17 protein-coding genes, 2 tRNA genes and 1 pseudogene are annotated in these 21,352 nt (G+C 46.7%); 19 read left to right on the top strand and 1 reads right to left on the bottom strand.

Annotated features, from left to right (window positions below; genetic code table 11):
* The 7 genes and pseudogenes from QVP35_RS02295 to QVP35_RS02265 form a co-directional block, all read left to right on the top strand.
* Positions 1 to 810: pseudogene (locus QVP35_RS02295) on the top strand (serine/threonine-protein kinase); the annotation flags it as partial.
* Positions 811 to 2,907 carry a hypothetical protein gene (locus QVP35_RS02290; protein ID WP_009288991.1) on the top strand — a complete coding sequence of 699 codons (2,097 nt, stop codon included), beginning with the start codon at positions 811 to 813 and terminating at the stop codon, positions 2,905 to 2,907.
* A gap of 76 nt (positions 2,908 to 2,983) precedes the next feature.
* A complete protein-coding gene (locus QVP35_RS02285; protein ID WP_022260752.1) occupies positions 2,984 to 3,895 on the top strand; it encodes a S1 RNA-binding domain-containing protein in 912 nt (303 codons plus the stop codon).
* 18 nt (positions 3,896 to 3,913) lie between these two features.
* Positions 3,914 to 5,011, top strand: a complete 1,098-nt coding sequence (gene aroC / locus QVP35_RS02280) for a chorismate synthase (RefSeq protein WP_006566414.1) — start codon at positions 3,914 to 3,916, stop codon at positions 5,009 to 5,011.
* Between the two features lie 10 nt (positions 5,012 to 5,021).
* The gene (tgt, locus tag QVP35_RS02275) at positions 5,022 to 6,149 is read left to right on the top strand and encodes a tRNA guanosine(34) transglycosylase Tgt (RefSeq protein ID WP_022260751.1); all 1,128 of its coding nucleotides are present in this window, start codon (positions 5,022 to 5,024) and stop codon (positions 6,147 to 6,149) included.
* A gap of 58 nt (positions 6,150 to 6,207) precedes the next feature.
* Complete coding sequence (gene yajC, locus QVP35_RS02270) at positions 6,208 to 6,501, top strand: preprotein translocase subunit YajC (protein ID WP_009288986.1); 294 nt, start codon at positions 6,208 to 6,210, stop codon at positions 6,499 to 6,501.
* Positions 6,502 to 6,612: 111 nt separating this feature from the next.
* Positions 6,613 to 7,743: a 5-methyltetrahydropteroyltriglutamate--homocysteine S-methyltransferase gene (locus QVP35_RS02265; protein WP_009288985.1), complete on the top strand. Its 1,131-nt coding sequence runs from the start codon at positions 6,613 to 6,615 to the stop codon at positions 7,741 to 7,743.
* A 23-nt stretch (positions 7,744 to 7,766) separates the two neighbouring features.
* On the opposite strand, the gene QVP35_RS02260 is transcribed toward QVP35_RS02265, so the two are convergent.
* Entirely contained in the window at positions 7,767 to 8,129 is a 363-nt protein-coding gene (locus QVP35_RS02260) for a TIGR04086 family membrane protein (protein ID WP_006566410.1), read from the bottom strand.
* A gap of 46 nt (positions 8,130 to 8,175) precedes the next feature.
* Here QVP35_RS02260 and QVP35_RS02255 point away from each other — a divergent pair, with 46 nt between their 5' ends.
* From QVP35_RS02255 to ispF, 12 genes are all read left to right on the top strand, one after another.
* The gene (locus QVP35_RS02255) at positions 8,176 to 9,036 is read left to right on the top strand and encodes a PHP domain-containing protein (RefSeq protein WP_022260750.1); all 861 of its coding nucleotides are present in this window, start codon (positions 8,176 to 8,178) and stop codon (positions 9,034 to 9,036) included.
* Between the two features lie 75 nt (positions 9,037 to 9,111).
* A complete protein-coding gene (gene scfA, locus QVP35_RS02250) occupies positions 9,112 to 9,255 on the top strand; it encodes a six-cysteine ranthipeptide SCIFF (protein WP_006566408.1) in 144 nt (47 codons plus the stop codon).
* Positions 9,256 to 9,344: 89 nt separating this feature from the next.
* A complete protein-coding gene (scfB, locus tag QVP35_RS02245; RefSeq protein ID WP_009288983.1) occupies positions 9,345 to 10,706 on the top strand; it encodes a thioether cross-link-forming SCIFF peptide maturase in 1,362 nt (453 codons plus the stop codon).
* Between the two features lie 15 nt (positions 10,707 to 10,721).
* Positions 10,722 to 12,980, top strand: a complete 2,259-nt coding sequence (locus QVP35_RS02240) for a protein translocase subunit SecDF (protein WP_009288982.1) — start codon at positions 10,722 to 10,724, stop codon at positions 12,978 to 12,980.
* Between the two features lie 78 nt (positions 12,981 to 13,058).
* Positions 13,059 to 14,783, top strand: coding sequence for a single-stranded-DNA-specific exonuclease RecJ (gene recJ, locus QVP35_RS02235; protein WP_009288981.1), 1,725 nt, complete (start codon positions 13,059 to 13,061; stop codon positions 14,781 to 14,783).
* A gap of 11 nt (positions 14,784 to 14,794) precedes the next feature.
* Positions 14,795 to 15,622 (top strand): Cof-type HAD-IIB family hydrolase, encoded by an 828-nt coding sequence (locus QVP35_RS02230; protein ID WP_006566404.1) that lies wholly within the window; start codon positions 14,795 to 14,797, stop codon positions 15,620 to 15,622.
* A gap of 16 nt (positions 15,623 to 15,638) precedes the next feature.
* Complete coding sequence (locus QVP35_RS02225) at positions 15,639 to 16,775, top strand: exonuclease SbcCD subunit D (protein ID WP_009288980.1); 1,137 nt, start codon at positions 15,639 to 15,641, stop codon at positions 16,773 to 16,775.
* Positions 16,772 to 19,303: an AAA family ATPase gene (locus QVP35_RS02220; RefSeq protein WP_009288979.1), complete on the top strand. Its 2,532-nt coding sequence runs from the start codon at positions 16,772 to 16,774 to the stop codon at positions 19,301 to 19,303. Before QVP35_RS02225 ends, QVP35_RS02220 begins: the two co-directional genes overlap by 4 nt.
* Positions 19,304 to 19,341: 38 nt before the next feature.
* Complete coding sequence (locus QVP35_RS02215; RefSeq protein WP_009288978.1) at positions 19,342 to 20,661, top strand: C39 family peptidase; 1,320 nt, start codon at positions 19,342 to 19,344, stop codon at positions 20,659 to 20,661.
* A gap of 161 nt (positions 20,662 to 20,822) precedes the next feature.
* A tRNA-Val gene (locus QVP35_RS02210) sits at positions 20,823 to 20,895 on the top strand.
* A gap of 27 nt (positions 20,896 to 20,922) precedes the next feature.
* A tRNA-Met gene (locus QVP35_RS02205) sits at positions 20,923 to 20,996 on the top strand.
* Between the two features lie 122 nt (positions 20,997 to 21,118).
* Positions 21,119 to 21,352 (top strand): 2-C-methyl-D-erythritol 2,4-cyclodiphosphate synthase (gene ispF / locus QVP35_RS02200; RefSeq protein ID WP_288187730.1); only part of this gene is annotated, 234 nt, incomplete at its 3' end.

Genomic DNA, 21,352 nt, shown 5'->3' with positions numbered 1-21,352 from the left:
GCAGGGAGAGAAAAAGAAGGCCTTACAGTTCTGGCAGAGTATGTGGAGTCTAAAGATTTTGACGCTGTGGGGAAGGACAAACTTTTATTCAGAATGGGTCTTTTATATCTCCAGGGAAAAGAGGGAAAGGGAGGATTCCCGCCGGACCCGGTTTTGGCATACCGGTATCTGGCGATGCAGGAGCATCCCACAGACACCCAAAAAGATTATACAGAACTTGCGGGGATTTTATCAGGAAAGAGCTGTCAGGGAGACAGGCTGTGGAGAATTTTGGACCGGTGCGGGCAAAAAACAGAAGATTTTCAGCAGGCTTACCTTTTATTTCAGATTTGCCGGCAAAAGGAGCAGGAATTAAAGAAGTACGGAGATGCTGAGAAAAAACAGGAGGAACTGGCGGATCTCATGGAAAAACTGTCTGAGAACAATGATGAAAAGAGGACTGCACTGTACGAAAAAGCGGCATTTTATGAGCGTATGATAGACAGCCGCGGTCTTGAGCCATGGATAGAGGCCGCGGATCGGTACACAGATATGCTGGACCGGGAGAAGGAAAAGGCAGAGCTGCAGCTGAAAAAGGCCGGACTGCTCGCTGTATATGGCAGAAAAAAGAGTGCGGAGGAAGTGCACCGGGCAGTGATCAGACAGTATTCAGGATGGCCTGAGGGATATATAGCATATGGTTTTTATCTTGCAAAAGCAGGAAAGAGGGATATGGCACAGGATATGTACCGCAGGGCAAAGGGGCTCGGTGCAGGAGAGGGTACGGAACTTCAGAAACTAGGGGCTGTTTTGGGGGAGGGAAATGATTAGATGCTGAATCGAAAAAAGATAGCAGGACTGTTTATGATCGTGTTTGCTGCGGCGGGATACACGGTTTTTGGCGGAGAAAAAGAGGAATCTTTTTTGAGGGCGGAGTTCGCGGATGGAGAGCAGGAAACTTATACAGCAAAGGAGCGGGAACTAAAAATTACTCTGCTGAAGGAAGGAGCAGACAGGGACAAAGTAATCTGCCGCGCCGAAGGGAACGATGGTAAAGAAAAGTGGGATACAGGAAATATAACTTGGCTGTCAGAAAAAGAGGGCAGGGTTATCTTTCGGAGGGAGGGCTGGTACAGAGTCAGTGTGGAATATGATGGTGAATCCAGTATGCTTCAGGAATTTTGTCTGGAAACAACAAAACCGGAGGAGCCGGAGGCGGATACGGGTTCCTATATGCAGGGCAAATGGACAAACCGCCCTGTGCATATAAATTTGTCTCAGGGAAGCTCTTTTTCAGGACGATCCGGCTTTGAATACCTGGAATCAGAACAGGGAGAGTGGAAAGCAGCTGAGGGAGACAGTATTACAGTTAAGACAAACGGGATGCACAGATACAAAGTGCGCGCGGTTTCCAAGGCAGGGAACCGGAGTGCCGCTGCCAATGTCTTTGTGAAGTTCTGGGATAAACAGCCCGGGAAACCAAAGGTAAACTGCCCCGGCTCCGCGGATGGAGAGTGGCACAAAAAAGAGGTGAGGATCTGTGCAGAGAAAAGGAAGAAAAAGGGTCCCAGACTAAAAACCTTTATCACAGCAAAGGATTTGGATACGGGGAGGAAAAAAACTATTGAAGAAAACAGTCTTTTGCTTTCTGAAGAAGGGAAATACCAGATCCGAGTGGTTCAGAAGGATGAGGCAGGAAATATCTCAAAGCAAGAATGGAAAAAGAATATTTATATAGACGGCAGTAAGCCCCTGATCAGCCTGGAAGGAAAAACGGTGAATCGATATGAGAAGGATGGCTGCAAACTCAAGGTGACCATAAAAGATTCCTATCTGGATGCAGAGAGCATACGGTGGCAGACTACGGGGAAAGTTGTGAATCAAACAGTAAAAGAAGGAGTGCTGAAAGCAGATATATATTTTGAAAAAGAAGGGGAGCAAAAGCTGTCAGTCTCATGCCGGGATCAGGCCGGAAATTCCGCAGAGGCTTCTGTTGGGCATTTTTTCATAGATAAAACGAAACCAAAACTTAAAGTCACAGGGATCAGTTCTCTCGGAATCTATAACTCTGCGCCGGAGGCCAAAGTGATCTGTACGGATGATACTCCCACGGAAGTTTCCCTGTATTTAAACGGAAAATTATTAAAGAGAGAGAATGTAAAGCCGGGAGATAACAAGAAATCAGCATACCCGGTGCTGTCAGAAGACGGATACTATTGTGCTGAAATCCGGGCCAGAGACAGTGCCGGAAATAAGGCATCAGAAAAAGTTTTCTTTACGGTCAGCTGCAAGGGGACACAGATTGCACCGGCCGGAAATACCGTGTATAAAAGTGGTTCAAAGAAGGATCAGGGATCATTTGGATTCCGGATGAAAAATGTAGTGCCTTCTTATGTGACAGAATTTATTGTGAATGGCCGGACCGTACCTTATGAGAGAGAGGGAGATTATATCTATGTGAGTAATAAATATTTAAAGAACGGTTCAAACAAGGTGAAAGTGAAGACAAAGGATATGACCGGCCATGTCAGTACACTGGAGAAGCCGCTGGATTTTTACTATGATGCGGAACCTCCCGTGATCCTCATATCCGGGGTCAGAAACGGAAATACTTATCGGGAGAAAAAACTGATCCAGGTAAAAGTTCAGGATGACCTGGACCGGATAACCGGTTTATGGATGGACGGCAGGAAGATAAGGTTTTCAGACGGACAAATGGTGATCCGGTGCGGCACTGACGGAAAACACAGGCTAAAGGCTGAGGCTGTGGGAAAGTCGGGGCTTAAGTCCGACCGAACAGTGGAGTTTCAGATCAGTACGAAACAGAGAGGACAATCAAAACGTCCATTTGGGTTTGTGATTTCCGGGATCTATTACTTCACTGCGGTTTATCTCATATTTTTCTTTTTCCGAAGCCGAAAATCATAAGAAACAAGTTAAAATCTTCTTTATTCTGTGTTATAATTAGGCTTAATGCAGAGGTTTCGTGAAAGGAGATTTAAAAATGGCAGAAGAAATGAAAGAAACAATGGAACAGTATGAGAATGAATTGGAAGCATCCTTCCGTAAGATGGATGAGGGAGATATAGTTGAGGGTGATGTCCTGAGCGTCAGCGACGAAGAGGCAGTCATCGATTTAAAATATTATGCTCAGGGTATCCTGAAAGCTTCTGAATACAGTGATGATCCAAATGTTACTTTGACAGAAGCTCTTAATGAGGGAGACCGGGTAAAGGCCAAGGTTATTTCTGTAGATGACGGTGAGGGGAATATTATGTTGTCTAAAAGGGAAGCCAATCAGGTTCTGGCCTGGGACCGCCTCCAGAAGCTTATGGAAGAGGAGACGGTTCTCAGTCTCACTGTTGGCGGAGTTGTCAACGGAGGAGTGATTGTATATGTAGAAGGAATCCGTGGGTTTATCCCGGCTTCCCAGCTTTCCTTAAACTATGTGGAAGACCTGAACACATGGCTCAAAAAAGAAGTGGAGGCCAAGATCATTACCGTAGATGAGAGCAGGAATAAACTTGTACTCTCAGCCAAAGAAGTGGAAAAGGCAAAAGCTCAGGAAGAGCTGAACCACAAGATGGCGATGATGCGTCCCGGCATGGTACTGGAAGGCACTGTCGAAAATATCATGCCGTATGGTGCGTTTGTGGATCTTGGCGATGGACTCAGCGGCTTGATCCATATATCACAGTTCAGCGAAAAAAGAATAAAAAGCCCGAAAGAAATGGTAGAAGAAGGACAGAAGGTCAAAGTAAAAGTTTTAAAAATTGCCGACAACAAGATCAGTCTCAGCATGAAGGCACTGGAGGAATCCAGAGAAGCTGAAAAAGTCGAGACCGGGATCGAATATAAAGAAGAGGAAAAGGCACAGACCAGCCTTGGAGACTTACTGGCAAATCTTAAGTTATAATCAGAGAGGAATCAAAAGATGGCAGGTTCAAGCATTGGCACATTATTCAGAATTACAACGTGGGGGGAGACCCATGGAGAGGGGCTTGGAGTCGTCGTAGATGGATGCCCGGCCGGACTTCCTATTTCAAAAGAGGATATTCAGCAGTATTTAAACCGCAGAAAACCGGGACAGTCAAAATATACGACACCCCGGAAAGAGGATGATCAGGCAGAGATCCTGTCCGGAGTTTTTGAAGGAAAAACAACCGGAACTCCCATTTCTATGGCAGTCTATAACAAGAACCAGAGATCCAGAGATTACAGCCAGATCAGAGATGTTTACCGGCCCGGACATGCGGATTATACTTATGATGCCAAATACGGAATCAGGGATTACAGAGGCGGGGGAAGGTCTTCCGGCAGAGAGACCATCGGCCGTGTGGCTGCCGGAGCAGTGGCTGTCAAGCTGTTAAAGGAACTTGGAATTACGGTAACGGCATATGCAAAAGAGATTGGCGGCATTACGGCAGACGAGAAGCGATTTGATCTGGAAGAGATTTTTCGGAATCCGTTTTACATGCCCGACAGAGAAGCAGCACTGAAAGTGCAGGAATATGCGGACCGCATGATGAGAGAACAGGATTCTATGGGCGGGATTATCGAGTGCACCGTACAAGGGTTAAAGCCTGGCATTGGTGATCCGGTGTTTGAAAAGCTGGATGCCAATCTGGCCAAGGCGGTGCTTTCGATCGGTGCCGTAAAGGGATTTGAGATTGGTGATGGTTTTGCGGCTGCTTCCTCCTGCGGATCACAGAATAATGACGCTTATGAATATCGGGAAGGCGGATTTGTAAAAAAGACAAATCACTCAGGAGGAGTTCTGGGAGGCATCAGTGACGGCAGCCCTCTCGTGTTCCGGGCAGCAGTCAAGCCGACTCCGTCTATCGCCAAGGTTCAGTCCACAGCAGGAAAAGACGGGAAAGATTTCGACCTTTCCATCGGGGGAAGACATGATCCGATGATTGTTCCGAGAGCTGTGGTAGTGGTTGAATCCATGGCGGCGGTCACGATTGCAGACGGGCTGCTTATGAATCTGAGTGCCAGTATGGACTCTGTAAAAAAAATATACGGGTAATGGTGAATATATGTATCAGTTAATAAAAAAAGACGGTAAAGCAAAAAGAGGGCGGTTTACAACTGTCCATGGGACGATAGAGACCCCGGTTTTTATGAATGTGGGTACAGTGGCTGCGATTAAGGGTGCGGTGAGCACAGATGACTTAAAAGAGATCAGAACCCAGGTGGAGCTTTCCAACACCTATCATCTCCATGTGAGGCCGGGGGACCGGCTGATCAAGGAATTCGGGGGCCTTCATAAGTTTATGAACTGGGACCGCCCGATCCTTACAGATTCGGGGGGATTTCAGGTCTTTTCCCTGGCCAAGCTGCGTAAGATAAAGGAGGAAGGTGTTTCTTTTTCTTCTCATATCGACGGGCGAAAGATTTTTATGGGACCTGAGGAGAGTATGCAGATCCAGTCTAATCTGGGATCTACTATTGCTATGGCTTTCGACGAGTGTCCGCCCCATCCTGCGGAGAGAAAGTACATGCAGGATTCTGTGGACCGTACGACCAGATGGCTGTACCGCTGTAAAAAAGAGATGGACCGTCTGAACCGTCTGCCGGATACGGTGAATCCGCATCAGATGCTGTTTGGAATCAATCAGGGGGGAACTTATGAGGACATCCGTATCTCTCATGCAAAAGAGATTTCCAGGCTTGACCTTGACGGCTATGCACTGGGAGGTCTGGCGGTAGGGGAATCCCACGAAGAGATGTACCGTATTCTGGATGAAACCGTCCCGTATCTTCCGGAAGCAAAACCTACTTATCTGATGGGAGTAGGCACTCCCGCCAATATTTTGGAAGCGGTGGACCGGGGAGTAGACTTTTTTGACTGTGTTTACCCGACAAGAAACGGCAGGCATGGACATGTCTATACCAACCACGGCAAGATGAACTTGTTCAATAAAAAGTATGAGCTGGATCACAGGCCTATAGAAGAAGGCTGCCAGTGTCCGGCGTGCAGAAGTTACAGCAGGGCTTATATCAGACATCTGCTCAAGGCAAAAGAAATGCTGGGTATGAGACTGTGTGTCTTGCATAACTTATATTTTTATAATACAATGATGGAAGAGATCCGGGATGCTATTGAACAGGGGCAGTACAGAGAGTACAAAGAGAGAAAGCTTTCCGGTATGGAAAATAAGTGATCAGGATTCAAGAAATTGAATTTGATATATTATTATTTTAAATGGAGGAAAAGAACAAATGCAATCACAATTTAGTATGATTCTGTGGCTCATTATTGTGTTCGGAGGTATGTATTTCTTACTGATCCGTCCGCAGAAGAAAAAAGACCAGCAGATGAAGGAATTAGCGGCTTCTCTGGAAGTTGGGGACAGTGTACTTACCATCAGTGGTTTCTATGGTGTGGTCGTGGATGCCGTAGATGACAAAACGATCGTTGTAGAATTCGGAAATGACAAACATTGCCGTATTCCTATGGAACGTGCTGCTATTTCTCAGGTTGAGAAACCGAATCAGGGAACAAAAGAAGATTAATATTGGGGGACGGCGCTTTTTTGCGCCGTCTTTTCTGTACCAAAGAGGACGGCTTTAAGAAGGAATGACTCAAAAGACATTGGTTATGAAATGCATCCAGGAGGATTGATCATGGACAGGACATCGTTTCCCTACTATTATGATATCGTTGGCAGCTTTTTGCGCACAGAGACATTGAAAGCTGCTAAAAGACAGTACAAACAAGGTGATATGAGTGCCGTAAGATTAAAGAGAATTGAAAATCAGGCGGTCAGGGAACTGGTCAGAAAACAGAAGGAAGCGGGGCTTAAGGCGGTTACCGACGGAGAACTGCGCAGAAGATGGTGGCATCTGGATTTTCTCTGGTATTTGAACGGAATCGAGAGAAAGAAATATAAACGGAGACCGGACATTTTCAGGGAAGAAGAGACGGAGCCGGAGACGCTCGCAGTCTGCGGCAGGATCAGCTTCGGCAATCATCCGTTTTTAAACCATTTCCGGTTTCTAAAGTCAATTTCCGGGGATGCGGCGGCTAAGATGACGATTCCGTCACCGGCGATGCTCCATTTAATCTGCTGTGTACATCCTGAGTCATACCAGCCAATTCCAATTTACAGGAATGAGAAAGTTTTGTTTGAAGATATCATCAGGAGTTACCAGAAAGCTCTGAGGGCTTTTTACAATGCAGGCTGCAGATACCTTCAGTTTGACGATGTCTCATGGGGAGAATTTTGTTCCTGGGAACGGAGGGAGGTTTACCGAAGCAGGGGGATTGACACAGAGAAACTGTCAGAGCGTTATGTCTGGCTGATCAATCAGGTGCTGAGGGTAAAACCGGAGGATATGACGGTGACGCTTCATGTCTGCCGGGGAAATTTTTATTCTGCCCGTATGATATCAGGAAGCTATGAGGCAGTGGCAGAGCAGTTATTCGGTCATTGTCTTGTGGACGGATTTTTTCTGGAATATAATGACAGCGGACAGTCAGGGGATTTCAGGCCTCTCAGATACATAAAGAATCAAAAGGTTGCACTTGGATTAATATCTGTCAGGTCTCCTGTGATGGAGAAGGATGATGTAATTCAAAAGAAAATTCTGCAGGCATCGTCTTATGTTCCGCTGACTCAGCTTTGCTTAAGTCCGCAGTGCGGGTTTGCATCAGAAGAACAGCAGAGGTTTTTGACAGATGAACAGCAGTGGGAAAAGATCAGGAATATGAAGAGAATTGCGGAGGAAGTATGGAAGATACCGGCAGGGGCTTAAAGCCCGCTGCCGGCGGTAAAAGATTATGCCAGGGCTCCGCCCAGGGTTCCTCCGGCTGCGCACAGAAGCATTGCGGTGATGCGCTCTCCGCTCATCAGTGCCTGGTTTTGATCCAGGAGAAGGGAGATCAGAAAGAGTACGGCAAAGTACAGAAGGCCCACGGCCAGGCCCCAGAGAAATTTTCTCTTTCCCATTCGTTTGCCGATGATAAACCCTGCAAATACAGACGCAGCCACATAGGTAAAGGTTACGCCAAGGTTTGCGACTTTTGTGCTGACTTCGGTCTGATACATAATAAAAGCCAGAATACATAGAATAATTCCTGTCAATATGTAGGAGAAGATTAAGCTTTTTAAGATTGAAATACCGATATTTTTATTTTCCATGGGATGCCTCCTTTTAGTAAGATTTTATGCAGGAGAGGGTCATTCTATGACACATAGGGAGAAAGGACAGACGATGATTGACTTACATTTGCACTCGGATGCCTCGGACGGTACACTGAAACCGGCAGAGGTGCTGCGTGCAGCAAAAGAAAAGGGACTTTATGCGTTCGCACTCACTGATCACGATACAGTCGCAGGGATTCCGCCGATCCTTCATTCGGGAGAACTTACAGGCATTCATTTTATGCCGGGAATTGAGCTTTCATGTGAGGCGGAAAAACACGAGATTCACATACTGGGCTATCATATTGATATCTGTAATCAGAACTTACTAAACACACTGGAGGGTCTGCGGAGAGGAAGAAGGCAGAGAAATCTTTCTATGATTGAAAAGTTTCGTGAGGACGGGATACCAATGACGCTTGAAAAACTTCTGCACGGCAACGAACAGACCGTGATCACCAGGGCACATTTTGCAAGAGTGCTGATCGAGGAAGGATACTGTGCCAATAAGGAGCAGGCATTTAAAAAGTATGTAGGAGACGGATGCAGATATTATATTCCGAAGCCTTATTTTGCGCCCGCGGATGCGGTCAGGCTGATCAAAGATGCAGGAGGTACTGCGGTACTGGCGCATCCGTTCCAATATCATCTTTCCAACGCGGAGTTAGAGGAGCTGATCAGGGAGCTGATCTCTTTCGGGCTGGGGGGAATTGAAGTCTATCACTCATCCCATCATCACGGACAGACGGTGAAACTCAGGCAGTGGTGCAGGAAATATGGGATGCTGGCCACAGGAGGCTCGGACTTTCACGGCAGCAATAAACCGGACATTGAGATCGGGACGGGACGAGGCAGTTTAAAGGTCCCGGATCACCTCTACGATGAACTGAAGAACTTATTGTAATTCCGAAATGAATATGATATAATGGGCAAGTTAAAAAGGGAATAAGAGAGATTCATATTGAAGGAGGAACTTGGCATGAAGCACATTAAGACTCTAACGAATAAAACATTGCAGAACACAGTAAAGAAAGGCGGATGCGGTGAGTGCCAGACATCCTGTCAGTCAGCATGCAAGACATCCTGCACCGTAGGAAACCAGAGCTGCGAACACAGCAAATAACCCACGGCGGGAAAGAGCAGAAGAATGAGAGGCGGTTCCTTTTTGAACCGTCTCTTTTCGTTAAGGACAGATAAAGGAGAAGAAGCAGCGTGGTTTATCAATACAAAAATAACGGATATAATATGGTGCTGGATGTGGAAAGCGGATCAGTCCACGTCGTGGATGATCTGAGCTATGACGTCATCGGACTTTACGGCACCCGCACTTTAAAGGAAATACAAGAAGAGCTTTCCGGATACGAAGCCGGGGAGATCGAGGAAGTCTATGAGGAAATCAGGCGTCTGGAGAGCGAAGGAGCACTCTTTACAAAGGACGAGTATGAGGATTACATAACGGAGTTCAAAAGGCGTCCAACCGTGGTCAAAGCACTCTGCCTGCATATCGCTCATGACTGTAACTTAGCGTGCAGATACTGTTTTGCTGAAGAAGGAGAATATCACGGAGATCGTTCGATGATGAGTTTTGAAGTAGGAAAACAGGCATTGGATTTCCTCGTTGAAAACTCAGGCAGCAGGAGAAACCTGGAAGTGGATTTCTTTGGAGGAGAGCCGCTGATGAACTTTGAGGTCGTAAAGCAGCTGGTGGCTTACGGCAGGTCTCTGGAGGAGAAGCACAGTAAAAAGTTCAGGTTTACTCTGACGACCAACGGCGTCCTTCTGGATGACGAAGTGATGGAGTTTGCAAACCGTGAGATGGCCAACGTGGTCCTTAGTATTGACGGGCGGAGAGAGGTCCATGATAAGATGAGGCCTACAAGAAACGGCAAGGGCAGCTACGATCTGATCATTGATAAATTTAAAAAATTTGCAGAGATGCGAAACGGAAAAAGTTATTATGTGAGAGGCACTTTCACCCATGACAACCTGGATTTTTCAAAAGATGTACTGCATCTGGCAGACGAAGGATTTGACCAGATTTCCGTGGAACCTGTGGTAGGACCCGAAGAGGAGCGGTACACGATCAAAGAAGCCGATCTTCCGAAGATCATGGAAGAATATGATCTTCTGGCAAAAGAAATCATCCGGAGGGAGAAGGAAGGAAAGAGCTTTACGTTCTTCCACTTTATGATCGATCTGACCGGAGGTCCCTGTGTGGCAAAACGCCTTTCAGGGTGCGGTTCGGGAACCGAATATCTCGCGGTGACGCCATGGGGAGATCTGTATCCGTGTCATCAGTTCGTGGGGGAAGATGAGTTCTGTGTAGGAAATGTGTTTGACGGAGTCACCCGCGGTGATATTGTCTCTGAGTTTAAGAAGACCAGTGTTTACTCGAAAGAAGACTGCCGGGAGTGCTTCGCCAGATTTTACTGCAGCGGGGGATGCAGTGCGAACTCTCATAAACTGAATGGTACGATCAACGGTACCTATGAAGTGGGCTGTCAGCTGGAGAGAAAGCGAGTGGAGTGTGCACTGATGATAAAGGCTGCATTGGCTGATCAGAGTGAAGAATAAAGGAGCAGAAAACTTATGAAGACGAACAAAAATAAGAAGGGAAGATACGCTGCCGGGATAATCCTGCTGGCCGCATTGTGTGCGTTTGGAATTTTTATCACCGCAAAAGGGCTTGGGAAAAATAAGATCGGCCGTGCAGAAAACATCGAACTGGGTCTGGATCTGGCCGGAGGAGTCAGCATTACCTATGAAGTGGACGGCAAAAATGTATCTGATAAAAACATTGACGATACGGTATATAAGCTTCAGAAACGTGTGGAAGGGTACAGTACAGAATCTGAAGTCTACCGCCAGGGTAAAAACAGAATCAACATCGAGATCCCGGGTGTGACAGACGCCAATAAGATCCTGGATGAACTGGGACAGCCGGGAACTCTGGCATTCATGGTCCAGGACGGCAAATCCATGAAGACGGTCCTGACCGGAAATAACGTCAAATCCGCAAAAGCTCAGACAACTGAGGGAGACAATGGGGCCAAGGACTATGTCGTAGCCCTGGAGTTTGACAAAAAAGGAACTAAGGCATTTGCAGATGCCACAAAGAAGAATGTGGGCAAACCCATCTATATTATATATGACAACCAGATCATCAGCGCACCGAATGTGCAGACCGTCATTACCAAAGGGGAATGCAGCATAACAGGAATGGAGAGTTATGAAGCGGCCGAAAATCTGGCATCTTCTATCCGTATTGGATCACTTCCGGTAAAATTAAAGGAACTGCGCTCCAATGTGGTTTCCGCCAAATTAGGAGTGGATGCTATTCAGACAAGTGTCAAAGCCGGCGCCATCGGATTTGCACTCGTCTGTATCCTGATGATCGCCCTGTATTATCTTCCGGGAGTGATCGCATGTCTTGCGCTGGCCATTTATGTGCTTATGACGCTGCTGGCGCTGAATGGATTCAATGTGACGCTGACCCTTCCGGGATTAGCCGGTATCATACTTGGTATCGGTATGGCTGTGGATGCCAATGTCATCATTTATTCCAGAATTAAGGAAGAAGTTGCGATGGGCAAAAATGTGGGAACTGCGATTAAGGCAGGATTCCACAAGGCCGCTTCAGCGATTATCGACGGAAATGTGACCACACTGATCGCCGTGGCAGTCCTCTGGTTTAAGGGCACTGGAACGGTCAAGGGATTTGCTCAGACACTGGGTATGAGTGTACTGATTTCCATGTTTACAGCCCTGGTTATCAGCAGATTTTTGGTTACCGCCGCATACAAGTTTGGCCTGAGGAGCCCGAAACTCTATGGAAAAGCGAGAGCTTTAAAAGAACGGGATTTCATCGGAGTCAGCAGACGGTGCATGGCGGCAGCGCTGCTTGTGATCGTTGTAGGTCTGGCGTTCCTTCCGATCAACAAGTCAAAGATCGGAGCACCGCTTAATTTTGATCTGGAATTTTCCGGAGGAACCTCTTCTACGATCACATTTGATAAGAGTGTGAAAGTAGATGACAGTCTCGAGAAGAAGGTCGTATCCGCTTACGAAAAAGTAAGCAAATCCACTTCAGTCCAGGGACAGAAAGTAAAAGCAAATAATCAGATGGTGATCAAGACTGTGGAGCTGAACTTAAGCCAGCGGAAGCAGATCGAGAGCACCATGAAAAAAGATTTTAAGGCGAAATCCGTTGCCACTGAAAATATAAGTTCTACTATCAGCAATGAAATGCAGAGGGATGCGATCGTCTCCGTGGTGATTGCAAGTATCTGTATGCTGATCTATATCGCCATCCGGTTTAAGGATGTGAAATTTGGAGCCAGTGCCATTATTGCACTGCTGAATGACGTGCTTATCGTATTTGCAGCATACTCAATCGGAAGGCTCTCCGTCGGAGGAACCTTTATCGCGTGTATGCTTACGATCATCGGATACTCTATCAACTCTACCATCGTCATATTTGACCGTATCCGGGAGAATATGCAGGAGGCGGATAATACACAGCTGAAAGGCATTGTAAATAAGAGTATCATTCAGACGCTGACCAGATCCATCAACACGTCGCTCACTACGTTTATCATGGTGTTTGTGCTGTTTATTATGGGAGTGTCATCCATCCGCCAGTTTGCCCTGACCCTGATGGTCGGCGTTGTGTGCGGTGCATTTTCTTCTGTGTGTATTACCGGACCGCTCTGGTACTTTATGAAGACGGGATTTAAGAAACAGCCGGCGAAAGCCCTGGAAGATAAAACGGAAGTACACAACGTACAGGAGACGGCAGGATCAAAGGCCAAGAAAAAGAAGAAGAAAAAGAAAAAAGGAATCCGATAAAACATTTGAAAACTGTAATCAGACAATAGGTTTGATTACAGTTTTCTTACATCACGGGAAGGGGACAAAAAGTTACTTATGGAAAAATGGTTTATCAGCAAAAAGAAAGCAGATTTTGTCCGGATCGGAGAAACGTTCGGCATTGATCCGGTCATAGCCAGGCTGATCCGGAACCGGGATATCACGGGAGAGGAAGACATACGCAGGTATTTATCAGGGACTCTTTCGGACATTTCAGATCCGTTCATGATGAAGGATGCAGAAGAAGCATGCAGACTGCTCCGTCAGGCGGTCCGCCGAGGCACAAAAATCAGGATTATTTCTGACTATGATGTGGACGGGGTAATATCCAATTATATCTTGTGGAAAAGTCTCAGCGATCTCGGAGGAACTGTGGATTTTGTCATTCCCGACCGCATCCAGGACGGCTACGGAATGAATTCAGAGATGGCGGTAAACGCCAAGAAGGAGGGTATCGGACTGATGATCACCTGCGACAATGGAATCGCCGCTTTTGATCCGGTAAAAAAAGCAAAAGATTTGGGCATGGAAGTCATTGTCACAGACCATCATGAAGTTCCGTATCAAATGGAGGAAGGAAGAAAGAGAGAGATGCTGCCGCCGGCAGATGCGGTCGTGAATCCAAAACAGGAAACGTGCGCATATCCCTATAAACAACTCTGCGGAGCCGGAGTGGCGTTTCAGCTCATGAGAGCACTTTACCGGGCGGAGGGCAGGGAGGATAAGGAGCTGGAACCGCTGCTCTGTTTTTTGGCCATAGCCACAGTTTGTGATGTGGTGGACCTCACAGAGGAAAACCGAATTTTCGTGAGAGAAGGACTGAACCGCATCGGTCTTACGCAAAATACTGGTCTGAGGGCGCTTTTAAGGGTTCACAATCTGGAAGAGACAACTGTCAATTCTTATCATTTAGGTTTTGTCATCGGCCCGTGCATCAACGCCAGCGGAAGGCTGGAATCGGCGGAAAAGGTTTTAAGACTGTTCCTGGAAAAGGATATGGCCGCCGCAGAAGAGACGGCTCAGGAATTGAAAGATCTCAATGACCAGAGAAAGGGAATGACCAACGAGGGAGTCAAAGAAGCGCTGGATCAGATAGAACAAAATGGATACGGGAAGGACAAGGTCCTCGTGATTTATCTTCCGGACTGCCATGAGAGCATCGCGGGAATCATTGCCGGTCGGGTGAAAGACAAAGTGCACAGGCCGGTTTTTGTACTGACCAAAGGGAAAGAGGGAATCAAAGGTTCCGGGCGTTCCATTGAGAACTATCACATGTTTGAAGCCATGAATGAAGTAAAGGATGTATTTGCCAGATTCGGGGGACACGCCATGGCCGCGGGGTGTTCTCTGTCAGACGAATCGAAAGTGGAGGAATTCCGCAGACGGATCAATGGCTACTGTGAGCTTAAGGAAAATGATTTCATAAAAAAAGTTTCGATTGATGTGGATATGCCGATTGACTATATTTCAGCAGAACTGGTGCGCCAGATGGCAGTGCTGGAGCCGTTTGGGAAGGAAAATAAAAGGCCTTTGTTCGCCCACAGAAAACTTTTCATTGAAAGAATCCAGGTATTCGGCGATAATAGAAATGTAATCCGGCTGTCGCTTTTAAGTGACAGGGGAACAAGAATGACGGGCATGATCTTTGAAGAGGAAGATATATTCCGTGAAAAGATGGGAGAGGGAAAGCAGTACATCACTTGCACCTACTATCCGGATATTAACGTATACAGGGGAAATGAGAGCCTGCAGATACGGATACAGCATTACTTTTTTACATAGGGAGGACAGTTATGAGCCAGATTAAGTTGGTAACCATGGATTTAGACGGAACTTTGCTGAATGACCAGAAGCAGATTTCGGAGCATACGAGGGAAGTGCTCGAAGAAGCAGCCAGAAGAGGCGTACATATTGTGCCGGCCACAGGACGGATCTATAAAGCAATCCCTGATTTTATCAGAAATTTAGAGGGAGTCCGGTATGCCGTCTGCTGCAATGGGGCGACGATCTATGACGCTCTGGAAGATAAGATCATATACAAGAACCACATTCCGAAGGAGACAGCCTTGTCTCTGCTCAGGAAACTCACAGAATATAATTGTACCAGAGATATTTACAGAAATGGCCAGGGCTATATGGAAGGGAAATTTTATAACCATTTAGAAGATTTTGATATTAAGGGCCAGCAGAAAGACCTTATTTTAAGGACCAGACAGGAGGTCGGTGATCTGGAGGCCTATGTGGAAGAAAACAGTGACGGCATTGAAAAGATCAGTGCCTTCTTCGGTGACCTTGAGGAGAGAAAACGTGTCATGAAGGAACTGAGCGATCTGGAAATTGCCAGCGTTTCAACTGCATTGTTTAACAATGTAGAGATCACCCAGCTGGGATGTGACAAAGGAGACGGGATCACACAGTTAGCCAAACATCTCTCCATACCGATCGAGGAGACGATGGCGTGCGGAGATGCGGCCAATGACACATTTATGATCCGGGCAGCGGGATTCGGTGTAGTGATGGAAAATGGAATGGACGAACTGAAAGATATCGCAGATTTTGTTACAAAATCCAATGAGGAAGACGGAGTCGCCTATGCCATCGAGCGGTTCGTGCTGAACTAGAGGGGAACGGAAAATCATGAAGCTTTTGCATATGGCTGACCTGCATTTGGGCAAGACGGTCAATGGAATGAATTTCATAGAAGATCAGAGACATGTGCTGGCACAGGTGCTGGGACTGATGGAGAAGGAGCCCGTTGACGGGCTCCTTTTGGCAGGAGATATTTATGATCGGAGCATCCCTCCGGCAGAGGCTGTGACCTTGTTTGACTGGTTTCTGACAGGTACGGCAGAGCTTATGGTGCCTGTTTTTTTAGCGGCGGGAAATCACGATTCGGGCGAGAGGCTGGAGTTTGGACAGAAACTTTTCGGGCAGCAGAATATTTACGTGGAAGGGACATTAAGAGAAGAATTCCCTGCCATCAGGCTGGAAGATGAATACGGGCCGGTCTGCCTGCATCTGCTTCCGTATTTTAAGCCTGCTGAGGCAAGGGCATTATTTCCTGAAGACGAGATCCGCACGCATGAAGATGCCATGCGCTCTGTCCTCGCCCGTCATCCTGTGGACAGAACAGAGCGGAATGTGCTGGTCACCCATCAGTTTGTCACTGGGACAGAACCCGTCACACAGTCCGACTCGGAACTGTTGCTGAGTGTGGGAGGGACAGAACAGATTTCTTATACTGTCTTTGAAGACTATGACTATACTGCGCTTGGGCACATTCACGGCCCTCAAAAAGCGGGAAGAGAGACTGTAAGATACAGCGGTTCCCTTCTTAAGTACTCTTTTTCTGAAGAATTTCACAAGAAATCTGTGACACTGGTTGAGCTGAAAGAAAAAGGCAGCATAACAGTTACGGTTTACCCGCTTAAGCCCAGACATGATATGCGCCGGATCAAAGGAAAACTTGAAGATCTTTTAGATCCGCAGGTGGTTGAAGCTGCAGACTGTGAAGACTATATCAGCGCCGTGCTGACGGACGAGGAGGAACTTGCAGATCCTATGGAGAAGCTCCGTGCCTCTTATCCGAATATTATGGAACTGAACCTGGAAAAGAGACAGAGGTCCGGCGGTGATGAGGTGTACGCCGACGTCCGTGAAAAGACACCGCTGGAACTGGGGGAATCGTTTCTTGAGCTGACCTGCGGTGAGGCAGAAGAAAAGAGGATGGAATTTCTTAAAAAACTTCTGGAGGAAGGAGGCTTGAATATATGAAGCCATTATTTCTTGAGATCAGCGCATGGGGCCCCTATGCGGGCAAAAATCAGATTGATTTTTCCAAATTCCAGGGTGGACTGTTTTTGATCACCGGGCCTACGGGCTCCGGGAAAACTACGATATTTGACGCGCTGACCTATGCTCTCTACGGGGAAGTCAGCGGAAGCGTCCGCACGAAGGAAAGCCTCAGGAGCGATTTCGCTTCACAGAAGGAAGATACCTATGTGATTCTTGAATTTACACACAGGAATGAAAAGTACCGGGTAGAGCGCCATCCGAAATACAGGAGAGCCAAAAGAAAAGGTTCGGGAACGACGGTAAAAAAAGAGGATGCCGTGCTGACTCTGCCCGATGGAACTGTAAAAGCCGGAACGTCCAAAGTCAACGAGGAGCTGTCCCGTATTCTCTCCATCGACTATGACCAGTTCCGCCAGATCTCCATGCTGGCACAGGGGGAATTTCAAAGGCTGCTCACAGCAAAGTCCAGTGACCGGGCGGAAGTATTCCGCTCTATTTTTCATACGCAGATCTATAAAAAAATCCAAGGTCTTGCAGGCGAGAAGGCGAGAGCCCTGCTTGGCGAAATACGTGAGATCACAAATCAGATGGAAGAGGCAGCTAAACTGTCGGGAGAAGATCCGGCATATGAAGAAATGAGAGAAAAGAAAGATTTTTCGGCGGTGATCACTTTTCTTGAGGACGATTATAAGGAAAAGAAACAGCTGGCATCCGAGGCTTTCTTAAACAGCAGGAATAAGAGAGAAGAGTTTGATTCGAAGAAACAGATTTTTGAACAGGCAAAGAAATTATCCGCAGAGACAGAAACTTTGGCTTCAAAGATCTGCAGTCTGGAAGAGGAATTAGGAGAGCTTAAACAAAAACGAGAGAATATCCGAAAGAAGAAGCAGGATCTTTACAGTCTAAGAGATGTGATGGATCATAAAAAGGAACGTCTCGGCGTTTTAAAGGAGATCAATGAACAGCTGGAACGATTGGGACAGCTGGAAACCGAATATGAAGAAGCCAGCCAGGAAGAATCACGGCAAATCAGGAGAACCCGAATGGCAGTTTACCAGGAATGGCTGGAAGCAGAGGGGGAGGCAAAGGCTTCCTCTGAGAAATTTAAGCGTTTCTCAGAAGAATTTGAGCAGGCTGAATGTGAGTACCGAAGGGCAGATGACTTAAGAAAAGAGGAACAGGACATCTATATGGAGATGCAGTCCGCTTATTATGCGTGCAGCATTGGCATTTTGGCAAAAGATCTAAGGGAAGGAAAACCATGTCCTGTCTGCGGTTCCACGAAACACCCAAAGCCCGCCGGGATTCCTTCAGAAGCTCCGGACAGGGAGCAGCTGGAGGCACAGAAAGACCGGGCAGAAAAGGCAGAAGAGCTTTTCCGCAAATGGTATGAAAAAATGCTGAAATTGAAAGAACAGAAGAATACGGCACAGACCGAATGGAAAAGAAAACAGGAAGAGCTCGGAGAAGAACCTGAATATGAGGGGATTACGAGAGAGGAAGCCTGTTCAGCGGAGAAATTCTCCAGACAGAAGGAAGAAAACTGTCTGGCGGATATCAGAGAACAGCGGATGAAGGCAGAAGGCCGGATGAGAGCGTTTAGAGAACAGCTGGAATCGTGGGGCAGAGCGGAGGAACTAAAGGAGGAGCATCTCGCTCTTTCAAAAGAACTGGAAGAATATGATTCAGAGAATGACCGGCTGACGGCGGAGAATATCGAGTTGGAAACGGCTCTTTCCAAGACGCGGACTCTTCTGGAGGAACGCCGTGGAGAGTTTGAGGAAAGGAAGAAACAACGCGCTGAACTTGAACAGGAGAAGGTTTCAAGCGGTGATCTGGAAAATTTGGAAGGAGAGATCAAAAAAACAGAGGAGGAAAGAGAACAGCTCGCTGTGCTTGTGCATCAGAGACAGAGGGCACTTTGCTCTTTAAAAGAGAAGCAGAAAAAGAAAGAAAAGCTTGAAGAGAGCTACGGTATTGTTGGAGATATGGACCGGCTTCTGAGCGGAAATAATGCGCTTCGTCTGACCTTTGAGCAGTTTATTCTCATTACATATTTCCGGGATATTTTAAAGGCCGCAAATATCAGGTTTGTGAAAATGACCGGAGGCCGGTATGAGATGTTTCGGAGTGAGACAGTCACGGATGCCAGAAAAAAAGATAACCTGGAAATAGAAGTGATGGATTATTATACCGGAAAGCGCAGGTCTGTAAAAACTCTCTCGGGAGGCGAGTCCTTTAAGGCGGCACTGTGCCTGGCGTTAGGACTTTCGGATATTGTCAGGAACAGCGCCGGAGGCATTCAGATCGAAGTTTTGTTTGTAGATGAGGGATTCGGTTCCCTGGACAGTGAATCCTTAGAACAAGCGGTTTCCTGTCTCCAGGAGCTTTCCGGAAAAAACAGGATGATCGGCATTATTTCCCATGTTCCGGAGCTGTCTGAGCGGATTGAAGAAAAAATCACGGTTCGTAAGAAAAATATGGGGAGTAGCATTGAGAAATTGTGAGAAAAGGATTATAATGAACTTTGGGGGATGGAGAATAAATGAGTGAGCTAAGGAGTGAATACAGAATGAACAGGCACATGAAATCCATCTGCTCTGCTGTACTATGCGGCTGCCTTGTAGTGGGCAGCAGCACGTTTGCATACGGTGAAGAAGCGGCAGCAACGGCAAAGACAACAGAACAGAGCTCAGCAACAGAGCAGACAACAGCGTCGGAGAGTACATCGACAACGGCTGCACAGACCGAAGCCACGACCACGGCACAGCCGCAGGAGACGACGAAACAGGAGTCGACAACGGCGCATAAGGACCAGAAAACGACAGAAAAAAAGGACCAGACATCCAAGGCTTCAAAGAAAAAAGCAAAAAAGATCAAACAGAAAAACAAAGTCAAGAAGCTGAAAAAGAACAAAAATCTTAAGGAAGAAAAGGTAGTTTCCAACATTATCCCTAAGATCTATAATGACACGCGTCTCAGCATGAAGGATCAGAAGGAAACCATCGCAGGTTTTACCTATTTTAATCAGGGAGATTCCGCCTGGAACCAGAATGGCTACTGCATCAAGAGCAGCGGCTGCGGACCTACTGCCATGGCAGTCTGTATTACCTCGCTGACCGGCAAATGGGTAACCCCGCTTGATACGACCATCTGGGCATACGAGCATGGTTATTACAGCAATGCAGGTTCCGCCCATGAAGTCGTGCCGGCACTGGCAAAAAATTATCAGCTGGGATGCAGTGGACTCGGGACAGATTATAAGAAGATCAGGGATGCGCTTAAAAAGAAGCATCCGGTAGTCGGCCTCATGGGACCCGGTTATTTTACCAAAGGAGGACATTTTATAGCTTTGGTGGCGATCGATGACAAAGATCAGGTGACAGTTGCAGACGTGGGAAGCAGACAGCGCAGTACATACAAGTACCATTTAAAAGATGTGATCGAGCAGTCTAAATCCGCATCCGCAGGCGGCCCGTTCTGGGAGATTTATAAACCCGGAGAGAAAGAAAAAGCTGCAATGAAGGTAAAGAAAGCCAAAGCAGATGCAGCTAAGCTGAAGGCACAGCTGCAGAAACAGCACCGCTATAATGACTTAAAGGCAGTCCTGTCTCAGAATCAGAGCGTTGTTGTTCCGCTGAAAAAAGGAACCATTGTGACGGAAGAAAGCTTTGTAACTCTGCTGGATATTGATTCTAAAGATCATGTGTCTGTAGAATTAAAAGAACAGGAGATCAAAGATTATTCTTTAAAGACGGTTGTGGATGAGCTGCAGACAAAGGCAATCAGCCAGACCTTCTGGGAGATGACCCATCCGATGGAAAAGAGCCAGAGACCTACGCTCTCTGATTTCTTGAAAAATTAAACAGAACAGTCAGCAAAACAGTCTGAACCGCTGAAAGACGCGGTCAGGCTGTTTTTTGTTTTTGAAAGAAATCGTGAATTTGGAAACTTTTTTAAAAACTTTTCAAAAAGTTGTTGACATTTTTCGCATTATTTTATATACTAATTTTTGTCGCGAGACAAGGGATCATAGCTCAGCTGGGAGAGCATCTGCCTTACAAGCAGAGGGTCATAGGTTCGAGCCCTATTGGTCCCATTCTTTATGCGGAATGCATAAAGATATGGCGATGTAGCTCAGTTGGCTAGAGCATACGGTTCATACCCGTAGTGTCAGCAGTTCGAATCTGCTCATCGCTATGAAAAGGCATGTTTTTTAGGGACATGCCTTTTTTTTGTATCTTGCAGAGAATTATATTATAATAAAGAAAATGAGATATTCTATATAGACGACAGAAAAATAGGAAAGTGAGGTATGGGATATGAGAGTAGGAATGGGATATGATGTGCATAAGCTGGCAGAAGGACGCCCTTTGATTTTAGGAGGTGTGCATGTTCCGTACGAAAAAGGACTATTAGGCCATTCTGATGCAGATGTGCTTCTGCATGCCATCTGTGATGCACTGCTCGGAGCCGCGGCTCTGGGAGATATCGGCCGGCATTTTCCGGATACAGACTCCAAATATAAAGGCGCAGACAGCATGGAACTGTTAAAG

This window comes from Anaerostipes sp. CAG:276 (assembly GCF_000432215.1).
In the GTDB taxonomy this organism is placed as follows: Bacteria; Bacillota; Clostridia; order Lachnospirales; family Lachnospiraceae; genus Anaerostipes; species Anaerostipes caccae.
Note: the sequence above shows the minus strand (reverse complement) of the source record. Positions and strands in the feature narration are given on the sequence as shown.

Bases quoted from the DNA above. Each gene is read 5' to 3' on its own strand.
- QVP35_RS02290 (WP_009288991.1), top strand. From the start codon at position 811: ATGCTGAATCGAAAAAAGATAGCAGGACTGTTTATGATCGTGTTTGCT.
- QVP35_RS02285 (WP_022260752.1), top strand. From the start codon at position 2,984: ATGGCAGAAGAAATGAAAGAAACAATGGAACAGTATGAGAATGAATTG.
- aroC (WP_006566414.1), top strand. From the start codon at position 3,914: ATGGCAGGTTCAAGCATTGGCACATTATTCAGAATTACAACGTGGGGG.
- tgt (WP_022260751.1), top strand. From the start codon at position 5,022: ATGTATCAGTTAATAAAAAAAGACGGTAAAGCAAAAAGAGGGCGGTTT.
- yajC (WP_009288986.1), top strand. From the start codon at position 6,208: ATGCAATCACAATTTAGTATGATTCTGTGGCTCATTATTGTGTTCGGA.
- QVP35_RS02265 (WP_009288985.1), top strand. From the start codon at position 6,613: ATGGACAGGACATCGTTTCCCTACTATTATGATATCGTTGGCAGCTTT.
- QVP35_RS02260 (WP_006566410.1), bottom strand. From the start codon at position 8,129: ATGGAAAATAAAAATATCGGTATTTCAATCTTAAAAAGCTTAATCTTC.
- QVP35_RS02255 (WP_022260750.1), top strand. From the start codon at position 8,176: ATGACACATAGGGAGAAAGGACAGACGATGATTGACTTACATTTGCAC.
- scfA (WP_006566408.1), top strand. From the start codon at position 9,112: ATGAAGCACATTAAGACTCTAACGAATAAAACATTGCAGAACACAGTA.
- QVP35_RS02240 (WP_009288982.1), top strand. From the start codon at position 10,722: ATGAAGACGAACAAAAATAAGAAGGGAAGATACGCTGCCGGGATAATC.
- recJ (WP_009288981.1), top strand. From the start codon at position 13,059: ATGGAAAAATGGTTTATCAGCAAAAAGAAAGCAGATTTTGTCCGGATC.
- QVP35_RS02230 (WP_006566404.1), top strand. From the start codon at position 14,795: ATGAGCCAGATTAAGTTGGTAACCATGGATTTAGACGGAACTTTGCTG.
- QVP35_RS02225 (WP_009288980.1), top strand. From the start codon at position 15,639: ATGAAGCTTTTGCATATGGCTGACCTGCATTTGGGCAAGACGGTCAAT.
- QVP35_RS02220 (WP_009288979.1), top strand. From the start codon at position 16,772: ATGAAGCCATTATTTCTTGAGATCAGCGCATGGGGCCCCTATGCGGGC.
- QVP35_RS02215 (WP_009288978.1), top strand. From the start codon at position 19,342: ATGAGTGAGCTAAGGAGTGAATACAGAATGAACAGGCACATGAAATCC.